We start from the raw sequence: 19133 nt of genomic DNA on the forward strand, positions 1-19133 counted from the left end.
GTGTCGACGGGTCCGGAACTTCCACCGGGTGAGATAGCGATCGGGCTCTCGACGGCCTCGGTTTATCCACAGAACACAGAGGCGGCGTTCCAGTACGCCCTCGAATTGGGGTACGACGGCATCGAATTGATGGTGTGGGCAGACACCGTCAGCCAGGACATCACCCGTGTCGCGCGTCTGTCGGAGCGCTACCACCTGCCGGTCCTGTCTGTGCATGCGCCGTGTTTGCTGATCTCGCAACGGGTTTGGGGTCGAGATCCGGCAGCGAAGCTGGCTCGTTCGGTGGCCGCCGCCGAGGATCTCGGTGCCAAGACCGTGGTGGTGCATCCCCCGTTTCGGTGGCAGCGAAAGTACGCGAACGGTTTTCGGGATCTGGTGGAAATCCTGGAGGACGACTCAGACGTCGACATCGCGGTCGAGAACATGTTCCCGATTCGTACCGATCGGTTCTTCGGCAAGTACGACGAGGCGGCGGGCCGGATGCTGCGTCGCGGTGGGGGCCCGGGCACAGCGGTGTCGGCCTTTGCGACCTCGATCGATCCGACCGACGACGGTTTTGCGCACTACACCCTTGATCTGTCCCATACGTCGACCGCGGGAGTCGACGCGATGGGCATGCTGGATCGGATGGGGTCGGGTCTGCGCCACCTTCATCTGGCGGATGGATCGGGCGCCGCAGTTGACGAACACTTGGTCCCCGGTGAAGGTTCTCAACCCTGTGTGGAAGTCTGTAGGCGACTGGCCGACACCGATTTCTCCGGTTCGGTCATTTTGGAAGTCAGCAGCAGTGCGGTGAACACCAAATCTGAGCGCCGCGAAATCCTTTCCCGCTCACTGGATTTCGCAAGAGAAAACCTAGAGCGAGCGTAACCACAGGAGTATTTGTACGTTGTCTGTGCCCAGCCTTGACGTTGTCAACACCCTGCAGCAGGTCGGAACCGGGGAATCGGACCGGATCGAGTACACCGCCCAGATCGACCCCGTCTTCACCATCGGTCCCAAGGTTCATGGCGGCACCCTGCAGATGCTCACCGCCAACGCGGCGCTGGCCGGGTTCCTCGCGACCGCACCAGCTGACAAGCCTGCCGCCGAGGGGCTCGCGCCGATTGCCGTCGCCACGAATTTCCTGGGTGCACCGGACCCCGCCGAGATCACCCTGCAGGTCTGGGTCCGCAAGCGTGGACGCCGGGTCTCGCTCGTGGACGTCGAGGTCCATCAGAACGGGCGCAATCTGGTCCATTCGACGATCACCATCGGCACCCCCGACATCGAGAGCCACTATTCGGCGCCCTCGTCGCTGACCGAGCTGCCGGCCGAACCCAGCGGCGACGTGGTCTACATCGAGAACAGCCCGATGGGCGACATCATGCACCTCGGCGCCATCCTCGACATCGCCATCGAGGAGAAGTCCATAGCGTTCGCCCGCGGTCAGAAAGGTGACCCGGTCTTCCGGATGTGGGTGCGCCCGAAGACCACCACACCCGACGGCCTCTTCGCGATACTCGCCGGTGACATCAGCGCTCCGGTCGTGATGAATCTGGGACTGTTCGGCTGGGCGCCGACCATGCAGTTGACCACCTACCTGCGCCGCAATCCGGCTCCGGGCTGGCTGCGGATCGAATCCTCGAGCACCGAGGTCGGCCACGGCTGGTTCGAAGAAGACCATGTCGTCGTCGACTCGACCGGCAATGTTGTTGTGCAGTCCCGTCAGCTGGCGCTGATCCCCGACGCCAGCTGACGCACCCCTCCATCGATCTCAGCGTGAGAAAGTGACTTCCATGACCCAGCGAATCGCAATCGTCGGCGGCGGCAACATCGGGGAATCCCTGTTGGCCGGTCTGATCCGGACCGGCAAGCCGATCAAGGACCTCGTCGTGGCCGAGAAATTCGCCGCCCGGGCCAAAGAACTCTCCGACGACTACGGGGTCCGCGTCACAGACATCGCTGACGCCGTGGAAAGTGCCGCGATCGTGATCCTGGCCATCAAGCCGGGTGACGTCGACGACGTGCTGTCGGTGATCGCCGAGGTCGAGGACCAGGGCGATCAGGAGCGCCTGACCGTCACCCTCGTCAGCGGGCTGCCGACCGCGAAGTACGAGAACGCGCTGCCCGCCGGCACCCCGGTTGTGAGGGTGATGCCCAACACCCCGATGCTCGTCGGCGAGGCGATGTGCGGTGTGTCCGGCGGACGTTATGCCACCGACGAGCATGTGGCGACCGTGGTGTCGCTGCTCGAGACCGTCGGCAAGGTCGTGGTCGTTCCGGAAAAGCAGATGGACGCCATCACCGCGCTGTCCGGGTCCGGTCCTGCCTACTTGTTCCTGATGGCCGAGGCGATGGCAGATGCCGGTGTCAGCCTTGGGCTGACCCGGGCGATGGCAAGCGAACTCGCCGCCCAGACGATCCGCGGCGCCGGTGTGCTGCTCACCGATTCCGGGGTTTCGCCGGTGGATCTGCGGGCCGCGGTCACCTCGCCGGCCGGCACGACGGCAGCCGCACTGCGCGAGTTCGAGCGGTACGGATTCCGGCATGCGGTCTCCGAGGCCGTCCTCGCCAGCTCGGCCAAGAGCGAAGAAATAGGCAAAGCCGTGCTCTCGGCGATCGAATCCGACTGATCCGGAGCCCCGCACAGACCCGACACGCGGGCGGCGGCCGCAACCGAAGCGAATGCTTTGGACGGTCACCGCCCGTTTTTTGTTGGGAGAATGGCCATTTTCGGGCCATCGATTGGAAACAATTGCCCACTCACGTCGCATTAACCCCACCCGCCACGCTAAGCTGCGTGAAGCACGTGCGTGTCTGGAGTCCGCAGGAGGGGAAGCCTGCGGCCGCGACGCGTGCACCGGAGGTATGAAATTTTCATGGCATCTGCAAACAAGCCAGGTGACAACGCCGGTGGTGGAACCCAGTTCCTCACCGTCGCCGAGGTCGCAACATTGATGCGGGTCTCCAAGATGACGGTGTACCGCTTGGTGCACAACGGTGAGTTGCCTGCAGTTCGTGTGGGTCGCTCATTCCGCGTGCACGCAAAAGCGGTTCACGACTATCTCGAGACGTCGTACTTCGACGCCGGTTAGGCCCCGGCCGCAGTAATCGCCAGGTACGGTCGCGGAGAACATCTGCGGTCCGTAGAGTGCTGACCTGCCAACATGCGCACCAACCACTGGTTCGCGGATCGAAGGATCCGGGTGGATTTCGTCACCGGTCGCTCTGGCGGTAAGGTTTGCAGGCGACCCGTTCGCCGGTGTTCTGGCGCACGAAAGTAAGTGAGCCAGCCTGTGTGGACGGCCAAAACCTGTAGGACCATCAGGTCAGATCGTGAGGAAGTTCCCAGATGGGTTCAGTAATCAAGAAGCGCCGCAAGCGTATGTCGAAGAAGAAGCACCGCAAGTTGCTGCGTCGCACGCGAGTGCAGCGCAGGAAACTTGGTAAGTGAGTTTTCTCGCTCTTTACAAAACCCGCCGCATTGTCGGCGGGTTTTGTCATTTCTGAGGTCGTGACAGTGACAATCTGAACTTTTGGTTCAGATTATCGAGATGTTAAGGCTTTGTACCCTGTCCGGTCCGGAAGCAACTTCCGTACGCTGGGCGCATGGTGGAGCGTGAAGGCGGGGTGGAGTCGGCACCGAAGGTGGTGCTGGTGACCGGGGCATCGACGTTTCTGGGTGGCTATCTCATCACCCGCCTGGCCCAGAACCCGGCCATCGACCGAGTTATCGCGGTCGATTCCCTCGTTCCGTCCAAGGACATGCAGCGGCGATTCGGCCGGGCCGAGTTCATTCGCACCGATATCCGCCGGTCGAGCATCGCCAAGATCATCGATCAGGCCGGGGTCGACACGATCGTGCACGCCGCGACCTCTGTGATGGACACCGTCGGGCATTCGGCCGCGATCAAGGAGTTCAACGTCATCGGCTCGATGCAGCTGTGCGCGGCCGCGCAGCGCAGCCCCACGGTCAAGAGGTTCATCGTCCGGTCGTCCGGGATCGTCTACGGGGCCAGTTCCGCGGACCCGGCGCATTTCTCGGAAGAGACATCCGCGCGCGTGGAACCCACCAAGGGGTACGACCGCGACCTCATCGACGTCGAAGCGTACGTCCGCGGGCTGGGCCGTCGCCGCCCCGACATGACCGTCACCATTCTGCGGTTGTCGGCGGTGCTCGGTCCGAAGATCTCGACCCGGATGAGCAAGTACTTCTCGTCGGCGGTGATCCCGGTGGTGATCGGGCATGAGCCGCGGTTGCAGTTCCTGCACGAGGAGGACGCGTTGTCCGCTCTCGAGCACGCCACACTCGCCGCTCGTCCCGGGATCTTCAACGTCGCCGCGGATGGGGTGCTGACCCTCACCCAGGCGGTGCGTCGGGCCGGCCGGATCGGACTCCCGGTACCGGCCGCGATGCTCGGCACCGTGGCGGGTGTGTACCGGGGGTTGCGGGTGTCGTCGATGCAGTTCGATCAGGCCGACTATGTGACCTTCGGCCGGGTTCTCGACACGACGCGGATGCGGACCGAACTCGGGTTCGTCCCGGCGTACACAAGCATCGAGACGTTTGATGATTTTCTGTCGCGAAAACCGCTGGAACCGGTGATCTCGCCGGACGCCTGGTACCGCTTGGAACGGCGGGTTCGGAAGGCCGCACTCCAGTTGACATGAGTTCGCTCCGGATTTGGTATCACCGAACTTTCCCGTCGACTGGCGCATAACAGGTCGAGGCGGGGACAATCAAAGATGTTGTGTATTGAATGCGACATCCAGGGGTGGGAATCCTTAGCTTGAGGGAGGTGTGTGCTGTTGTCGGGTCGGGACCGAACGTCTGATGCGCGGACGGCAAAGGTGATCCAGCTGTATTCGAGTTCACCGGGGCCTAATGGTCGCGAGCGCCGCCGACATCCATCGCAGGCGACTGCGAGCGGGATCAAACCCAAACCGGCGCAACAGAATTCGAAGACCAACGGCCACTCCGTCAACGGGCATCCCAATACTGACGACTTCCATCAGGCGCCGGTCACGCCGATCAGCGCCGATGTCGGTGCGAAGCTGGCGGCGGGGGAGTTCGACGACCAGGACCAGTCGTCGTCGCTGCTGAGCTTCGACGGCGTGCGCGGCGCGGTGGCCGACACGATCACCGGTGCGGCCGGATATGTCCGGCAGCGCGTCACCGGCGACTACGAGGTGGACGACTTCGGGTTCGATCCGCACTTCACCGAATCGGTCTGGCTGCCCGCCTTGCGCGTGCTCTTCGACAAGTGGTTCCGCGTCGACGTCAGCGGCATCGAAAACCTTCCGATGGACGGTGGGGGACTGCTGGTCGCGAACCATGCCGGGACCATCCCCATCGACGCCCTGATGACCTCGGTCGCCGTGCACGATCATCACCCGGCCAAGCGGCATCTGAAGGTGCTGGCCGCCGACCTGGTCTTCGACACCCCGTTCATCAGCGAGATCGCCCGCCGTACCGGGTCGACCCTGGCCTGCACCGCCGACGCCCAGCGTTTGCTGCGCGGCGGCGAACTCACCGCGGTGTGGCCCGAGGGATTCAAGGGCATCGGCAAGCTCTACAAGGACCGCTACAAGCTGCAGCGGTTCGGGCGCGGCGGGTTCGTCACCACCGCACTGCGGGCGGGTGTCCCGATCATCCCGGTGTCGATCGTCGGCTCCGAGGAGATCTACCCGATGCTCAGCGACCTCAAGCCGCTGGCCCGGCTCCTGGGTCTGCCGTATCTCCCGGTCACCCCGACGTTCCCGCTGCTCGGCCCGTTGGGACTGGTGCCGCTGCCGTCGAAGTGGAAGATCCACTTCGGGACACCGATCGAGACCGGTCACTACGACGAGCAGGCCGCGGACGATCCGATGGTCGTCTTCGACCTCACCGATCACGTCCGTGAAGAGATCCAGCAGACCCTCTTCAAGATGCTCAGCCGCCGCGGCAGCATCTACTTCGGCTGAACTCCCCTAACCCAATAATGTGCCCTTTTGGCGCATCCCACCTGGGGTTTTGTTCGCCAAAAGGGCACATCATCGGGGTGCGGGCACCCGTCGGTCAGATCTACTTCAGAACGTCGCGCGCTGCCGACGTCCACGCGCTGCTGAGCCCGGTGACGAAAGATGCGTGAGCCTTGGTCAAGGTTCCGACCCACTCGAGCTTGGTGGCGGCGCCGACCTTCTCTTCGAAGTCCGCGACACTGCTCAAAGTCTGCTCGTATGTGTCGAGCGAGAGGTTTCCGGTCTGCTTCACGGCGCCGACCAGCTTCTCGTTGAGGGACTGGATCCGCTCGCTGGTGCCGTCGAATGCGTTGCTCAGACTTGCGGTAGCGGCGGTTGCCGCATCGGTCGCGGCGTCGGTGGCGGTTTTTGCTGTTGTCATTTTGGCTCCTTCGAGTGAATTGCACACCTCATGTGTCTGTTAGCAAGTTAGCACGATCATTGCTAACAGGCTACTGCAGGACGTAGGTCCCCGGAGCGTCGCAGACGACGGCGTGCTTGTTGCTGCCGACTGCCGGTGGTGCGATCAGGTCGCCGGCACGCGCGTTCGACCAGGCCGCCCAGTCTTCCCACCACGAACCCGACTGCTTCTCCGCCTTCGCGCGCCACACTTCTGGATCAGACGGCAGGGTCGGACTCTTCCGCGACTGGGGTGCGCCGACGGAATGGAAGTAACTCCTGGGATTGGGCGGGTTGACCGCACCCGCGATGTGTCCGCCGTTCGAGAGGACGAAGCGGACGTCGCCGCCGAGCAGGTGCACGCTCTTGTACGAGGCCGCCCACGGCACGATGTGGTCGTTCACGGCGCCGACGATGTAGGTGTCGCAGGTGATGGCGCCGAGATCGAGTTGCTGACCGGCCAGGACGTACTCTCCGCGAGCGAGTTCGTCGCGGCCGTAGAGCGAGCGCAGGTATTGCGAATGCATCTTCGCGGGCATCCTGGTGTTGTCCTCGTTCCAGGCGAGGATGTCGAAGGTGTCGGGCTTCTCGCCCTTCATCCAGCGCGACACCCAGTAGTTGAAGATGAGGTCCTTGGCCCGGATCACATCGAATGTGTCTGCCATCTCGGCCCCGGACAGGAACCCATGCTTCTGCATGCGGATCTCGACGCGGTCGAGGGTGTCGGGGTCGACCAGCAACCCCAACTCGCCGACCTCGCTGTAGTCGAGCAGCGTGTTGAGCATCGTCAGCGCGCTGACGCGTTCGTCTTGTGTGGCCGCCAACCGTGCCGCCGACATCGCCGCGATCGCGCCGCCGAGGCAGATCGAGAGCACCTCGATCTTGGGCGACCCGGTGATCTCTTCGACGACGTCCATGGCGGTACCGAAGCCCTCGACGAAGTAGTCATCCATGGTGACGTCCTTCATGGATTCGTCGGGATTGCGATACGAGATGACGAATACCGTGCGACTGTGCTTGACCGCCCACTCGATCAGGCTGCGGTCGGGTGCGAGATCGAGAATGTAGTACTTGTTGATCCACGGCGGCGAGACGAGGATCGGGATTGCATGGACGGTCGGGGTCTGCGGCTCGTACTGGATGATCTCGATCAGGTCGTTGCGGAAGACGACCTTGCCTGGTGTGGCAGCCAGATTGACGCCCACTGTGAAGGCGTCCCGATCCACTTTCACCGGTTGCCCCTTGCGTTTGACGATGTCGTGCGCGAGAAATCGCGCGCCACGCAGCAGGCTTGCACCGCCCGTATCGAAGGCTCTGGTGATCACGCCCGGGTTGGTGAAAGGGAAGTTGGTGGGCGCCACGGCGTCCATGAGCAAGTTGAGGAATTGCCGAGTCTTCGCATCTTGCAACTGGTCTCCGGCACCCGCCGCGGTCAGGTCGTCGACGAGTGCTCGCGTGGCGAAGTAGCTCTGGCACAGGGCGAAAAACGCCGCGTTCTCGCGCCACGCCGGATCGGCGAACCGCTTGTCGCGGAGATCAATCGGCAACGGTGGATTCGGATCGTCGTCGTTGAACACACGCGCTGCAGCAAGGGGAATACGTGCGAGGCGGCCGGCGTAGGTCGTTGATGCCGTGGCCAGCGCCTTTGGATTTTTTACTGCGCGGCCGGCGACAGATGCGGTGGCGGGACCCCAGCCGATCGGATCGACCGTGGACGCGAACTTCTTCTGTACGTTCTCAAGCACCGGTGGCCCCCAGGAAGCGAATGATGATGTCGGCGACGCACGCGGGTCGTTCGGACCCGTCGACGATGAAGGTCAGGGCCGAGGTCAATTGATATCCGCCCTTGCACGGTTCCACCGTGGTGATCTCGGCAGACAGGCGTACCAGGGATCCGACGGGAACGGGAGCCGTGAACCGCGCCCCGCCGATGCCGCAGTTGATCACCTGGTCGGTGCCGGTGACGTCCAAGAGCTGCCAGAACAGGCCCGGTGCCAGCGACAGGGTGAGGAAACCGTGGGCGATCGTCGTCCCGAACGGTCCCTCCTTCGCGCGTTCGGGGTCTACGTGAATCCACTGGTGATCGTTGGTCGCATCGGCGAACTGATCGATTTGGTGCTGGGTGATCTGTAAGGGCTCGGAAGTGCCGAGCGCGGTGCCGGCAAGCCGGGGGAGATCCTTGAGGCTGACGATATGGGAGGCGGTCTGTGTCATGAGTGCGGTTTCCTCGACCAGAAAGGTCATTTTTCGTTCGGGGAATCCGCCTGGCCGTGGTGCGCGGACTCCTGTGCGAGTGGCCGGGACGAACGCTAAGACACCAAGAATTGATTTTTCACCTTACCGAGGGGTACCTCGGTCATCCGATTTCTGGAAGCCGCGTGCAGTTTCGTGCTATGCTCCGCGCTCTACCAGCAAATACGCTGAGTTACATATACGCTTTGCCACTGTTATGTGACTTGAGACACATGCGGGTGCCGAACCTGAAACACGTCACGTGATCAGATGACGCGATCGTCATTCGGATCGTCATTCGGATCGTCCGTCGGACCGTCATTTCGTGGTCGCTTACGCCTCGCGATCGTGACTTCCCGGAATGCCTCATACATTTCCTCAACGGCTTTGCGTTGCGAATTGGTGAGATCCGGATCTTCGCGGATTGCCTTCGTCACGGCAGAGAGTCCTTCACTCTGTGACCGCGAGGACTCGGTGAGGAGTGCGTCTGCCGACAGGTGGAGTTGGTCGGCGATGGCATTCAGAACCCGATCGCTCGGCTCACGCAGATTACGTTCGATCTGGGAGAGGTACGGATTCGAGATTCCTACCAGCGTGGCCAGCTGGCGCATCGGCAGCTCGGCGAGCTCCCGCTGGCGCCTGATCAGCTCACCCAGGGTCAGGCGGCTCGATTCGTCCTTATCCATGTGTCAAATATAATTGCCGACCCATACCGGGCCGGGCTGTCGGCGACAGACGTGCCGATGCCCGGGTGCTTGGAGCTGAGAGGGCGTCAGCGGCGCATGTGTTTGACCGCGGCCACGGCGCCACCGCCGGCGGCGCCGAGGACCACTGCGGTCGGCAACCCGATTTTCGCGGCCTTGCGGGCCGTGCGGTAGTCCCGGATCTCCCAGCCGCGGACCCGGGCGACGTCCCGTAGGTCGGCGTCGGGGTTGATGGCCACGGCGGTGCCACAGAGCGACAGCATCGGCACATCGTTGTGTGAATCCGAATACGCGGTACATCGCTTGAGGTTGAGGCCCTCGCGGATCGCCAGGGTCCGCACCGCATGGGCCTTACCGAGTCCGTGCAGGATGTCGCCGACGAGCCGTCCGGTGAAGACACCGTCAACGCTTTCGGCCACGGTCCCCAGCGCCCCGGTCAGCCCCAGGCGGTCGGCAATCGTCTGAGCCAGCTCCACCGGGGTCGCGGTGACGAGCCAGACCTGTTGTCCGGCGTCGAGGTGCATCTGGGCCAGCGAGGCGGTACCCGGCCAGATCTTGTCGACGATGTACTCGTCGAAGATCTCCTCGCCGAGCCGGACGAGCTCGTCGGTGGGACGACCGGCGATGAACGACAGTGCCTTCTCGCGGCCCTGGGCGACATCTTCGGAACTCTCGCGGCCGGTGATGCGGAACTTCGCCTGGGCCCAGACGAACTCCATGACGTCGCGGTAGCTGAAGTAGTCGCGGGCGGCGAGGCCGCGGGCGAAGTGGATCATCGAGGCACCCTGCACCAGGGTGTTGTCGACGTCGAAGAACGCGGCGGCGGTCAGGTCCGGCGGTACGTCGGTGGGTACACCCGGTTCGTCGACCTCGACGGTGGCGACGATTCCCTCGTCCGGGACGCGCAGTGATCGTTCCCGGAGGTTCGAGTAGGCGGCGTGCGCGCTCGCCTCGCCTGCCAGCGACTGGCGCAGCTCGGCGGCGGACTGCCGGAAGCGTCCGACCCGGCTGGTCAGCGGTGACAGCGGCCCCGACGGGGTGGCCGGCTTCCCGGGGAAGTCGTTGTCGGCAGAGTTGTCCTCGTCCTCGTCGCCGTTGTCGGGCCCGAGATCGTGGAGGGCGCCGTCATGGCGCGTTCCTCCGCGGGCGGGCTCCGTTCCGCTGACCTCGTGGGTGTCGTCGCCGTTGCTCTCGTCGTGGGGGGCGGTCGCTGAATCCTCGTCGCCGGTGTACCCGTCGCCTGGAATTTGAGTCACTCCTTCGCCTCCCTGATCGGTCCGCTTCAAGCGTAGTCGGTGCGCGGTGCAACACTGGTTGTGTGACGATCACGCTGCTCTCCCGGGCGGGTTGTGCCGCCTGCGCCCGTGCTTTGGCCGATCTGCAACCGCTCCTCGACGAGTTCGGTGCCGAGTTCGAAGAAATCGACGTCGACGCGGCCTCGGCCACCGATCCCTCACTTCGTGCCGAATACGGCGATCGCCTGCCGGTGATCCTGCTCGACGGTCGTGAGCACAGCTATTGGGATGTCGATATCCCCAGGTTGGAAGTGGATTTACGGTCCCTTGCTGGACAGTAGTCCAGACTCGTGGCCAGAATTCCGGCAGCCAAGTTTGTGAATCGATTCACAAGCGGTACCGTGGACCGTCGAGTGGTTACGTTCGCGTAACCGAAGGTTTCGGGGGCCGGGCTTCGGTCCGTGATGCCCCGAACAACGCAGCCCAGATCAGAAAGACGGTCGGCATGGCAAAAAGTCCCACGTTGGGGCAGCCCGACATCCCGGGTGCCTCGGTGGCCCGGCTTGCCACCTATCTGCACGTCCTGCGCTCGATCAGCGAAAGCGGCGACCTCGTCGTCTCGTCGAACCAGCTCGCGGCCGCGGCCGGCGTGAACCCCGCAATCCTTCGCAAAGACCTCTCCCATGTGGGATCGAGCGGCGTGCGCGGTGTGGGTTACGACGTGAGCCGTCTGATCGCGCGGATCGCACTGACCCTCGGCGTCGAGCACAACCACAACGTGGTGCTCGCCGGCGCCGGACATCTCGGCCGGGCGCTGGTCAGCCGCGCCGGGTTCGACCGCCGCGGTATCAAGATCGTCGCGCTGGTCGACGCCGATCCCGAACTGGTCGGGACCAAGGTCGCGGGCAACGAAAGTGAGATGGTGGTCGGCGACCTCGCAGAGATCGCCCAGATCTGTGTGGAACACGGCGTCAAGATCGCGGTGCTCGCCACCGCGGATGCCGACGCCCAGGTCACCTGTGACGCGTTTGTGGCTGCCGGGGTGCAGCAAATCCTGAACTTCACCGCCGTCACCCCGCAGGTTCCCGAGCACGTGTTCGTGCGTCCGGTTGATCTGGCCCTCGAACTACAGGTGATGGCTTTCAACGCGGCGCGTCGGCACAGTGCCGAGAATGGAAGCGGCGCCGAAAGTGAAGTGGCGCAACCAAATGAGTTGCAGCGCGGACGGGCTCAGGGGCCCCGGACGCAATCGAACAAGAGGTCGGTGGGCGTGTGAGTATCTTCCTGTTCGGCGTATCGCATCGCAGTGCACCGGTATCGATCCTGGAGCAACTGACGGTCACCGAATACGACCGGCCCAAGCTCATCGACGAGCTCCTCGAGAGCTCGCAGATCAGTGAGGCCATGATCGTCTCGACCTGCAACCGGGTCGAGATCTACGCCGTTGTCGACGCCTTCCACCCGGCTCTCGAAGCCGTCGGTGAGGTGATGGGCCGGCATTCGGGCATGTCGGTGAACGAGATGACCCGCTACGCCTACGTCCGCTACTCCGAGGCCGTGGTCGAGCACCTCTTCTCGGTGGCGGCCGGACTCGACTCGATGGTGGTCGGCGAACAGCAGATCCTCGGTCAGATCCGCTCGTCGTATGCCAGCGCCGACGCCAACCGTTCGGCGGGGCGCGTTCTGCACGAGTTCGCCCAGCAGGCGCTGCGGGTGGGCAAACGGGTCCACAGCGAGACCGGACTCGACCGGGCCGGTGCCTCGGTGGTGTCGGTGTCCCTCGATCGGGCGCGTGCTGTCCTCGGCCGCGACATCGAGTCGGCGGTGGTGCTCGGTGCCGGTGCGATGGGCGCTCTGGCCGCCGCACACCTGGCCCGCGCGGGTGTTTCCGACCTCGCGCTGGTCAACCGGACGCACGAAAAGGCCCAGCATCTGGCCGGCAACGTCATCAAGAATCACGGGGTCGATGCGCGTGCGGTTCCGATGGACGATCTGACCGACGCACTCGCGGATGCCGATGTCCTGGTCACCTGTACCGGCACGATCGGCGCGGTGGTGGGAGTCGGGCAGGTGCACTCGGCACTGGCCAAGCGGACCGCTCGGAGCCCGCTGGTCATCTGTGATCTTGGTCTCCCCCGCAACGTCGATCCGGCGGCCGGGCGTCTGCCGAATGTGCACATCATCGACATCGAGGGTTTGCGCGGCGACGAGGCGACCAAGGCCGCCGACGCCGACGAAACGGCTGCCCGCGAGATCGTGCTGGCGGAGCTGGCCGACTACATGACGAATCAGCGTCAGGCCGAGGTCACGCCCACGGTGACGGCGCTGCGCCAGCGTGCGGCCGAGGTCGTCGAAGCGGAGATCCTGCGGCTGGAAAGCCGGTTGCCGGGCCTGGACGATCCGCAGCGCGACGAGGTCGCGAAGACGGTCCGCCGCGTTGTCGACAAACTTCTGCACGCGCCAACAGTGCGCGTCAAGCAACTTGCGAGCACTCCGCAGGGTGATCAGTACGCCGAGGCGCTGCGTGAGCTGTTCGAGCTCAAACCTGGTGCAGCAGAATCGGTTTCCATCCCCGAAGTTGGTCTTGGTGAGACCGACGCCCCCCGAAAGGGTCACTGAGAAATTGAGTTCTGACAAGCGCCGAGATCCGATCCGGATCGGCACCCGTGGTTCCCTGCTGGCCACCACCCAGGCGGGGACCGTTCGCGATGCGCTGATCGCCGCCGGGCATCCGGCCGAGCTGGTCATCATCAAAACCCTCGGTGACCTGTCGGCCGCGCCGGTGCAGGAGATCGGGGTCGGGGTGTTCACCACCGCGATCCGCCAGTCGTTGTCGGCCGGCGAAGTGGACGTCGCGATCCACTCCTACAAAGACCTCCCGACCGCGCCCGAACCGGGCTTGGTCATCGCCGCGATCCCGCCCCGTGAAGATCCCCGCGATGCGCTGGTCGCAGCGGGTGGCAAGGTGCTCGGAGAGCTTCTTCCCGGTGCCACCGTCGGTACCTCGGCGCCGCGGCGGGCCGCGCAGCTTAGGGCATTGGGTCTCGGTTTGGAAATCCGCCCCCTTCGAGGCAATCTAGATTCTCGGTTGGGCAAAGTCGCCAGCGGTGAACTCGACGCGGTGGTGGTAGCCCGGGCCGGACTCGTACGAATAGGACGGACCGATGAGGTCACCGAAGCGTTGGATCCGGTTCAGATGCTGCCGGCGCCTGCACAGGGCGCCTTGGCCGTGGAGTGTCGCGAAGACGATGCCCAACTGGTGAGCATTCTCGCCGAGTTGGACGATCCGTCCACCCGTGCGGCGATTGACGCCGAACGTGCGGTGCTTGCGGCCCTGGAGGCCGGATGCACGGCACCGATCGGTGCGATGGCCGAGGTGGTCGAGTCGATCGACGAAAGCGGGCGCATTTTCACCGAGCTGTCGCTCCGCGCGACGGTGGTGGCCGAGGACGGATCTGATTCCGTCCGGGCCTCGGTGGTGGGCCCGGTCTCGCGAGCGACCGAACTCGGCCGAGAACTTGCCGCAGAACTGCTGGAACTGGGAGCGAAAACGCTCCTCTAGGACCGGCGGGCCGAGCTACAGCCCCGAGCGGGGCAGGAGAGCTGAACATGAGCCGAACCAAAAAGGTCATCACGCCCGGACGAATCCTCTTCGTCGGGGCAGGACCCGGAGACCCCGGGTTGCTGACCGTCCGCGCACGCGCCGCGATCGAGAACGCCGTCACGGTGTTCATCGATCCTGACGTGCCGTCCGCGGTCGTCGAGCAGATCGGTGCCGGATCCGGTGCATCGACTTCGTCGAAGACGGGATCGTCGCGTTCAGGTGCCGCCAAACCGAGCAAGCAAGACATTAGCGCCGGGGTCGAGGGTGCGGATCAGCAGGGTGGGCAACAGCCTGACGCCGATGCTGCCGACGACGACAACACCCAGGTCAACAACGTTCGGCCGGCTCTGGGTGACCCCAACGAGGTCGCCAAGACGTTGGTCGCCACCGCGCGGGAGGGTCACGATGTGGTCCGCCTGGTCGCCGGTGATCCGCTGACCACCGACTCGGTCCTGGCCGAGGTCAACGCCGTGGCCCGCACGCAGGTCACGTTCGAGGTCATCCCGGGATTGCCCGCCACGGCCGCTGTGCCGAGCTATGCGGGTATGCCCCTGGGATCGGGCCATGCCGTGGCCGATGTCCGCGGAGTGGTCGACTGGGCGGCTCTGGCCGCTGCTCCCGGTCCGCTGGTGCTGCACGCGACGTCGGGTCACCTCGCCGAGACCGCCAGCGCCCTGACCGAGAACGGACTGGCCCCGCAGACGCCGGCCGCGATCACCGTCAACGGCACCACCTGCCAGCAGCGCACCATCGAGGCCACGCTGGCCACCCTGAACGAGAGCGGCAGCGCCCTGACCGGGTCGCTGATCGTCACCGTCGGCAAGGTTGTCTCCCAGCGCGCCAAGCTGAACTGGTGGGAGTCGCGGTCGCTGTACGGCTGGACCGTCCTGGTTCCGCGTACCAAGGATCAGGCCGGCGACATGTCGGAACGGCTCGTGACACACGGTGCCATCCCGATGGAGGTCCCGACGATCGCGGTCGAGCCGCCCCGCAGCCCCGCTCAGATGGAGCGTGCGGTCAAGGGTCTGGTCGACGGCCGCTACCAGTGGGTGGTGTTCACCTCCACCAACGCGGTGCGTGCAGTATGGGACAAGTTCGCCGAATTCGGTTTGGATGCAAGAGCTTTCAGCGGCGTGAAGATCGCCTGTGTGGGTGAGGCTACCGCTGACAAGGTTCGTGGTTTCGGCATCAACCCCGAACTGCTGCCCTCGGGCGAGCAGTCGTCGCTGGGGTTGCTCGAAGACTTTCCGCCGTACGACGACGTCTTCGATCCGGTGAACCGCATCCTGTTGCCGCGTGCCGACATCGCCACCGAGACCCTGTCCGAGGGCCTGCGTGGCCGCGGCTGGGAGATCGACGACGTGACCGCGTACCGCACCGTTCGGGCAGCGCCGCCCCCCGCCGAGACCCGCGAGATGATCAAGACCGGCGGTTTCGACGCGGTCTGCTTCACCTCGAGTTCCACCGTCCGCAACCTGGTCGGTATCGCCGGCAAGCCGCATGCGCGCACCATCGTCGCCTGCATCGGCCCGAAGACCGCGGAAACCGCAACCGAGTTCGGTCTGCGCGTGGACGTGCGTCCGGAGAACGCCTCGGTGCCGGAGCTCGTGGACGCGCTCGCCGAGCATGCTTCGCGCCTGCGGGCCGAGGGCGCACTGCCCCCGCCGCGTAAGAAGGCTCGTCGCTCGCGCTCGTAGGCTTGGGCTCATGAACGCACCATTCGATCGACCCCGTCGGTTGCGTAACACTCCGGCCATTCGCCGGCTTGTTGCCGAGACATCGCTCGAGGCACGCCATCTGGTGCTGCCGATGTTCGTGGCCGACGGGCTCGACGATCCGCGTCCGATCAGTTCGATGCCCGGCGTTGTCCAGCACACCGTCGACTCGCTGCGGTCGGCCGCCGAAGCGGCTGTCACCGCCGGTGTGGGCGGCCTGATGCTGTTCGGTGTTCCGAAGCCGGAGGACAAGGACGCCGTCGGAACCGTCGGCACCGACCCCGACGGCATCCTCAACGTCGCACTGCGGCAGTTGCGCGACGACCTCGGTGATTCGACCGTGTTGATGGCCGACACCTGTCTCGACGAGTTCACCGACCACGGTCACTGCGGTGTCGTGCGCCCTGACGGCGCGGTCGACAACGACGCCACCCTCGCTCGCTACAACGAGATGGCCGTCGTCCAGGCGCGTTCGGGAGCGCACATGGTCGGTCCCAGCGGAATGATGGACGGCCAGGTCGCAGCGATTCGCCGCGCGCTCGACGACGCCGGTTTCCTCGACACCGGGATCCTGGCGTACACCGCGAAATACTCGTCCGCTTTCTACGGTCCGTTCCGCGAAGCGGTCGGGTCGTCGCTGCAGGGCGACCGTAAGTCCTACCAGCAGAATCCGGCCAACCTGCGTGAGGCCACCCGCGAACTGCACCTGGATCTGTCCGAGGGCGCCGACATCGTGATGGTGAAACCGGCGATGCTGTACCTCGACGTCCTCCGCCGGATCGCCGACGAGTCCGACGTCCCCGTGGCCGCGTACCAGATCTCCGGCGAATACTCGATGATCACCGCTGCTGCCGAGCGGGGATGGATCGACCGGGATGCCGCCATCGCGGAGTCCCTGCTCGCCATCCGCCGGGCCGGAGCTGACATCGTGCTCACGTATTGGGCACACGAAGTTGCAACTGCGCTACATTGACCTTCGCAAGCAATTGATGAGCGTTCATCGGGGTGGGGCCTGATGGCGTGACCGGGGTTCTGGGGGAACATCTGTGTCGGACCAACCGAGTCGTCTTGAAGTGGCTTTCGCCAGATCCATCGAACGCAGGCGTCGGACCGCCGGTCCCTTCGGCAGCCGAGATGACCTGTACCACTTCGTGAATCGTCTTCGCGGTGACGGCATACCGGTGGAGGCGTCCGCTGCCGTCCTCGACTTCGATCCGATGGATTTTCGTAGGTGGCTGGCCGACGACACCGTATTGCGGTATCCGTCGGACCGTGCCCGACACGCTCCGCCGCCGGCGGCACCCGTGGGCCGGGCCCGGCGTCCGGCATCGAATCGGAACGGTCGGCAACCTGCGCCGAGCGATCAGATGCGGCGAGCTTTTGAGGGTCGGGTCCGGAATCGGGCAGCCGAACTGATGCCCGAACCACCCGGTGACGACGAGGGCTGGTTCCCGCTGGTGCGGCTGCTGGCCGGCGAGGGGGTCCCGGTCGACGTCAGTACCGCGATCCTGGGCGTCGATGTCGATGCCTACCGGTCCTGGACGACGGACGGCCGACGCCAGATCTCCAGCTCCGTCGGCGACTCGGGAAGGCCGGCGTGAGGCGCGCCAACTAGGCTGGGTGGCATGTCCGTGCCCCCTACGCCCTATGGCCAGAACCCGTATAGCGGGCCCCCGGCCGGCCAGAGTCCTGGCGCCGGGCCGGAGCTATCGTCCACCAAACCGGCGCTGCCGAATGCCACGGCGATCGCCACCGAGCTGTGGATCCTGGTGATCGTGGCCCAGTGCGTCGTCTTCGGGTCGCAGTACACGCAGTTCTTCGACACTGCGGACGAGGTCGCCAAAGACAATCCGGATGCTCAACTGCCCGACGGAGTGGTCTGGGCGGTCATCGTCGTGACCGGCATCGGGTTGGCGGTGGCATTCGCGGCGCTCACCTGGCTCACCCGGATCGGGTTCAACTGGGCGCGACTGGTCCTGGGATTCTTCAGCTTCTACCTCGTCGTGCAAATGGTGTCGGCGTTCTTCACCGACGGGTCCGACACCTGGGTGATGGTCCCGCATGTGATCGGCGGTGTTGCCGCACTGGGTGCCGGCGTGCTGCTGATGCACCGCGATTCGGACAAATACTGCAAAGACACGGCGCGGTGGCGCAAACAGAAGAAGCTGCAACCGCCGTCGTACTTCACCACCCCGTATCCACCCCAGCAGCCCTATTACGGGCAGTACGGCCCACCGCAGTACGGCCAGTACCCGCCGGCGGGATATCAACCGCCTGCCGGCCCGGATGGCTACAGTCCAGAACACAACAGACCTGAACCAGGAGACCGAACGTGAGCAGCAAGCCTGTCGAGCCGGCCGCACGTCCGGCGCTGGTCACCCGCGCCTACTGGCTGTGGACGATCAGTGGCGCTTTGATCGCCGTCTACGGGGTGGCGTTCGTCATCGTGAGCCTGATCGAGGGTGTCGGCGGAACGGTGGCCCTCGGTGTCTTCTACGTGGCCATCGGCGGCGCGCTCATCGCCGCGGCACGCAGGGTGGTCTCCGGCGATTCGCGATGGCGTTCGGCACTGGCGGTGTTCACCCTGATGCTCGTGTTCCTGGGGATACTGGGGTCGTTCCTGACCAAGGGCGCAGCGCTGCCACTGTTGTTCAGTCTCATCGCACTCATCGGGTCGATGATGGCGTACCGACCCTCGTCGGATCCCTGGTTCGAAGACAAATGAGCGACGAACACGAGTTGGACCCGGCGGAGGGCGAGACGCTCTTCTACGAGTCCGGCGGCGCCTGGTGGGTTGTCGCCATCGGCCCGGTGTTGTGTCTGACCGTGTTCATCATGGAGATCTTCGGCGGCGGCAAGCTGCACTGGCCTGCGCTGCTGGTCTTCGGGCTCCTCATCGGCGGGTTCTCGCTGGTGCAGGTCTATGCCGCACGTGCGCACGTCAGTGTCCGGCTCACCGAGGGAACACTGCGCCAGGGCGCCCAGACCATCCGCCTCGACGAGATCGAAGAGATCTTCCCGGAGAACCACGGCTCCGAGCACGCGAAGTGGGAGAGCGCCCCGGCCCTCGGTGAATTGTCCGCGGTACCCCGGCGCCGCAGCGGTGTGGGCGTCAAACTGGTCGGCGGCCGTCTGGCACAGGCCTGGGCCCGGGACGTGCACCACTTCCGGTCGGAATTGCAGCAGGCCCACCAGGCCGTCCAGATGGGCCTGGGCCCCAAACGCCGCGACACCGACACCCCCGACTGACCCCCGTCGAGCG

The 19133-nt window shown here is 64.9% G+C and carries 22 protein-coding genes; 17 read left to right on the forward strand and 5 right to left on the reverse strand.

Annotated features, from left to right (window positions below):
* The 7 genes from H290_RS0115895 (at position 1) to H290_RS0115920 (ending at position 5946) form a co-directional block, all read left to right on the forward strand.
* Positions 1–870 carry a sugar phosphate isomerase/epimerase gene (locus tag H290_RS0115895; protein ID WP_020107809.1) on the forward strand — a complete coding sequence of 290 codons (870 nt, stop codon included), beginning with the start codon at positions 1–3 and terminating at the stop codon, positions 868–870.
* 25 nt (positions 871–895) lie between these two features.
* A complete protein-coding gene (locus H290_RS0115900) occupies positions 896–1738 on the forward strand; it encodes a thioesterase family protein (RefSeq protein ID WP_020107810.1) in 843 nt (280 codons plus the stop codon).
* 40 nt (positions 1739–1778) lie between these two features.
* Positions 1779–2615: a pyrroline-5-carboxylate reductase gene (gene proC, locus H290_RS0115905; protein WP_020107811.1), complete on the forward strand. Its 837-nt coding sequence runs from the start codon at positions 1779–1781 to the stop codon at positions 2613–2615.
* Between the two features lie 246 nt (positions 2616–2861).
* A complete protein-coding gene (locus tag H290_RS0115910) occupies positions 2862–3077 on the forward strand; it encodes a helix-turn-helix domain-containing protein (protein ID WP_020107812.1) in 216 nt (71 codons plus the stop codon).
* Positions 3078–3334: 257 nt separating this feature from the next.
* The gene (locus H290_RS30695) at positions 3335–3436 is read left to right on the forward strand and encodes a 30S ribosomal protein bS22 (protein ID WP_003402602.1); all 102 of its coding nucleotides are present in this window, start codon (positions 3335–3337) and stop codon (positions 3434–3436) included.
* Between the two features lie 155 nt (positions 3437–3591).
* Positions 3592–4653 (forward strand): NAD-dependent epimerase/dehydratase family protein, encoded by a 1062-nt coding sequence (locus H290_RS0115915; RefSeq protein WP_020107813.1) that lies wholly within the window; start codon positions 3592–3594, stop codon positions 4651–4653.
* Positions 4654–4791: 138 nt separating this feature from the next.
* The gene (locus H290_RS0115920; RefSeq protein WP_028463269.1) at positions 4792–5946 is read left to right on the forward strand and encodes a lysophospholipid acyltransferase family protein; all 1155 of its coding nucleotides are present in this window, start codon (positions 4792–4794) and stop codon (positions 5944–5946) included.
* Between the two features lie 100 nt (positions 5947–6046).
* Here H290_RS0115920 and H290_RS0115925 read toward each other — a convergent pair whose 3' ends face one another.
* From H290_RS0115925 to H290_RS0115945, 5 genes are all read right to left on the reverse strand, one after another.
* Positions 6047–6364, reverse strand: coding sequence for a hypothetical protein (locus H290_RS0115925; protein WP_020107815.1), 318 nt, complete (start codon positions 6362–6364; stop codon positions 6047–6049).
* Positions 6365–6434: 70 nt separating this feature from the next.
* A complete protein-coding gene (locus tag H290_RS0115930) occupies positions 6435–8126 on the reverse strand; it encodes an alpha/beta hydrolase (protein ID WP_020107816.1) in 1692 nt (563 codons plus the stop codon).
* The gene (locus H290_RS0115935) at positions 8119–8595 is read right to left on the reverse strand and encodes a MaoC family dehydratase (RefSeq protein ID WP_028463271.1); all 477 of its coding nucleotides are present in this window, start codon (positions 8593–8595) and stop codon (positions 8119–8121) included. Before H290_RS0115935 ends, H290_RS0115930 begins: the two co-directional genes overlap by 8 nt.
* Before the next feature lie 284 nt (positions 8596–8879).
* Positions 8880–9299: a helix-turn-helix domain-containing protein gene (locus H290_RS0115940; protein WP_020107818.1), complete on the reverse strand. Its 420-nt coding sequence runs from the start codon at positions 9297–9299 to the stop codon at positions 8880–8882.
* 86 nt (positions 9300–9385) lie between these two features.
* Entirely contained in the window at positions 9386–10573 is a 1188-nt protein-coding gene (locus tag H290_RS0115945; protein ID WP_020107819.1) for an HAD family phosphatase, read from the reverse strand.
* 62 nt (positions 10574–10635) lie between these two features.
* On the opposite strand from H290_RS0115945, the gene H290_RS28740 reads away from it, so the two are divergent.
* The 10 genes from H290_RS28740 to H290_RS28755 all read left to right on the forward strand — a co-directional run bounded on the left by H290_RS28740 (position 10636) and on the right by H290_RS28755 (position 19120).
* Complete coding sequence (locus tag H290_RS28740; protein ID WP_020107820.1) at positions 10636–10893, forward strand: glutaredoxin family protein; 258 nt, start codon at positions 10636–10638, stop codon at positions 10891–10893.
* Between the two features lie 164 nt (positions 10894–11057).
* On the forward strand, positions 11058–11828 hold the full coding sequence (locus H290_RS0115955) for a redox-sensing transcriptional repressor Rex (RefSeq protein ID WP_020107821.1): 771 nt from the start codon (positions 11058–11060) through the stop codon (positions 11826–11828).
* Positions 11825–13171: a glutamyl-tRNA reductase gene (locus tag H290_RS0115960; protein ID WP_020107822.1), complete on the forward strand. Its 1347-nt coding sequence runs from the start codon at positions 11825–11827 to the stop codon at positions 13169–13171. Before H290_RS0115955 ends, H290_RS0115960 begins: the two co-directional genes overlap by 4 nt.
* A 4-nt stretch (positions 13172–13175) precedes the next feature.
* The gene (gene hemC / locus H290_RS0115965) at positions 13176–14114 is read left to right on the forward strand and encodes a hydroxymethylbilane synthase (protein ID WP_020107823.1); all 939 of its coding nucleotides are present in this window, start codon (positions 13176–13178) and stop codon (positions 14112–14114) included.
* Between the two features lie 47 nt (positions 14115–14161).
* Entirely contained in the window at positions 14162–15853 is a 1692-nt protein-coding gene (locus tag H290_RS0115970) for a bifunctional uroporphyrinogen-III C-methyltransferase/uroporphyrinogen-III synthase (RefSeq protein ID WP_020107824.1), read from the forward strand.
* 10 nt (positions 15854–15863) lie between these two features.
* Entirely contained in the window at positions 15864–16844 is a 981-nt protein-coding gene (gene hemB / locus H290_RS0115975; protein WP_020107825.1) for a porphobilinogen synthase, read from the forward strand.
* 73 nt (positions 16845–16917) lie between these two features.
* The gene (locus H290_RS0115980; protein ID WP_155976871.1) at positions 16918–17472 is read left to right on the forward strand and encodes a hypothetical protein; all 555 of its coding nucleotides are present in this window, start codon (positions 16918–16920) and stop codon (positions 17470–17472) included.
* Between the two features lie 24 nt (positions 17473–17496).
* Positions 17497–18207: a DUF308 domain-containing protein gene (locus H290_RS28745; protein WP_020107827.1), complete on the forward strand. Its 711-nt coding sequence runs from the start codon at positions 17497–17499 to the stop codon at positions 18205–18207.
* Positions 18204–18596, forward strand: a complete 393-nt coding sequence (locus tag H290_RS28750) for a hypothetical protein (RefSeq protein ID WP_020107828.1) — start codon at positions 18204–18206, stop codon at positions 18594–18596. Before H290_RS28745 ends, H290_RS28750 begins: the two co-directional genes overlap by 4 nt.
* Positions 18593–19120, forward strand: a complete 528-nt coding sequence (locus H290_RS28755; protein ID WP_020107829.1) for a hypothetical protein — start codon at positions 18593–18595, stop codon at positions 19118–19120. Before H290_RS28750 ends, H290_RS28755 begins: the two co-directional genes overlap by 4 nt.
* Positions 19121–19133 lie beyond the last annotated feature (13 nt).

The sequence above is a fragment of the Nocardia sp. 348MFTsu5.1 genome, from assembly GCF_000383535.1.
Classification (GTDB): Bacteria; Actinomycetota; Actinomycetes; order Mycobacteriales; family Mycobacteriaceae; genus Williamsia; species Williamsia faeni.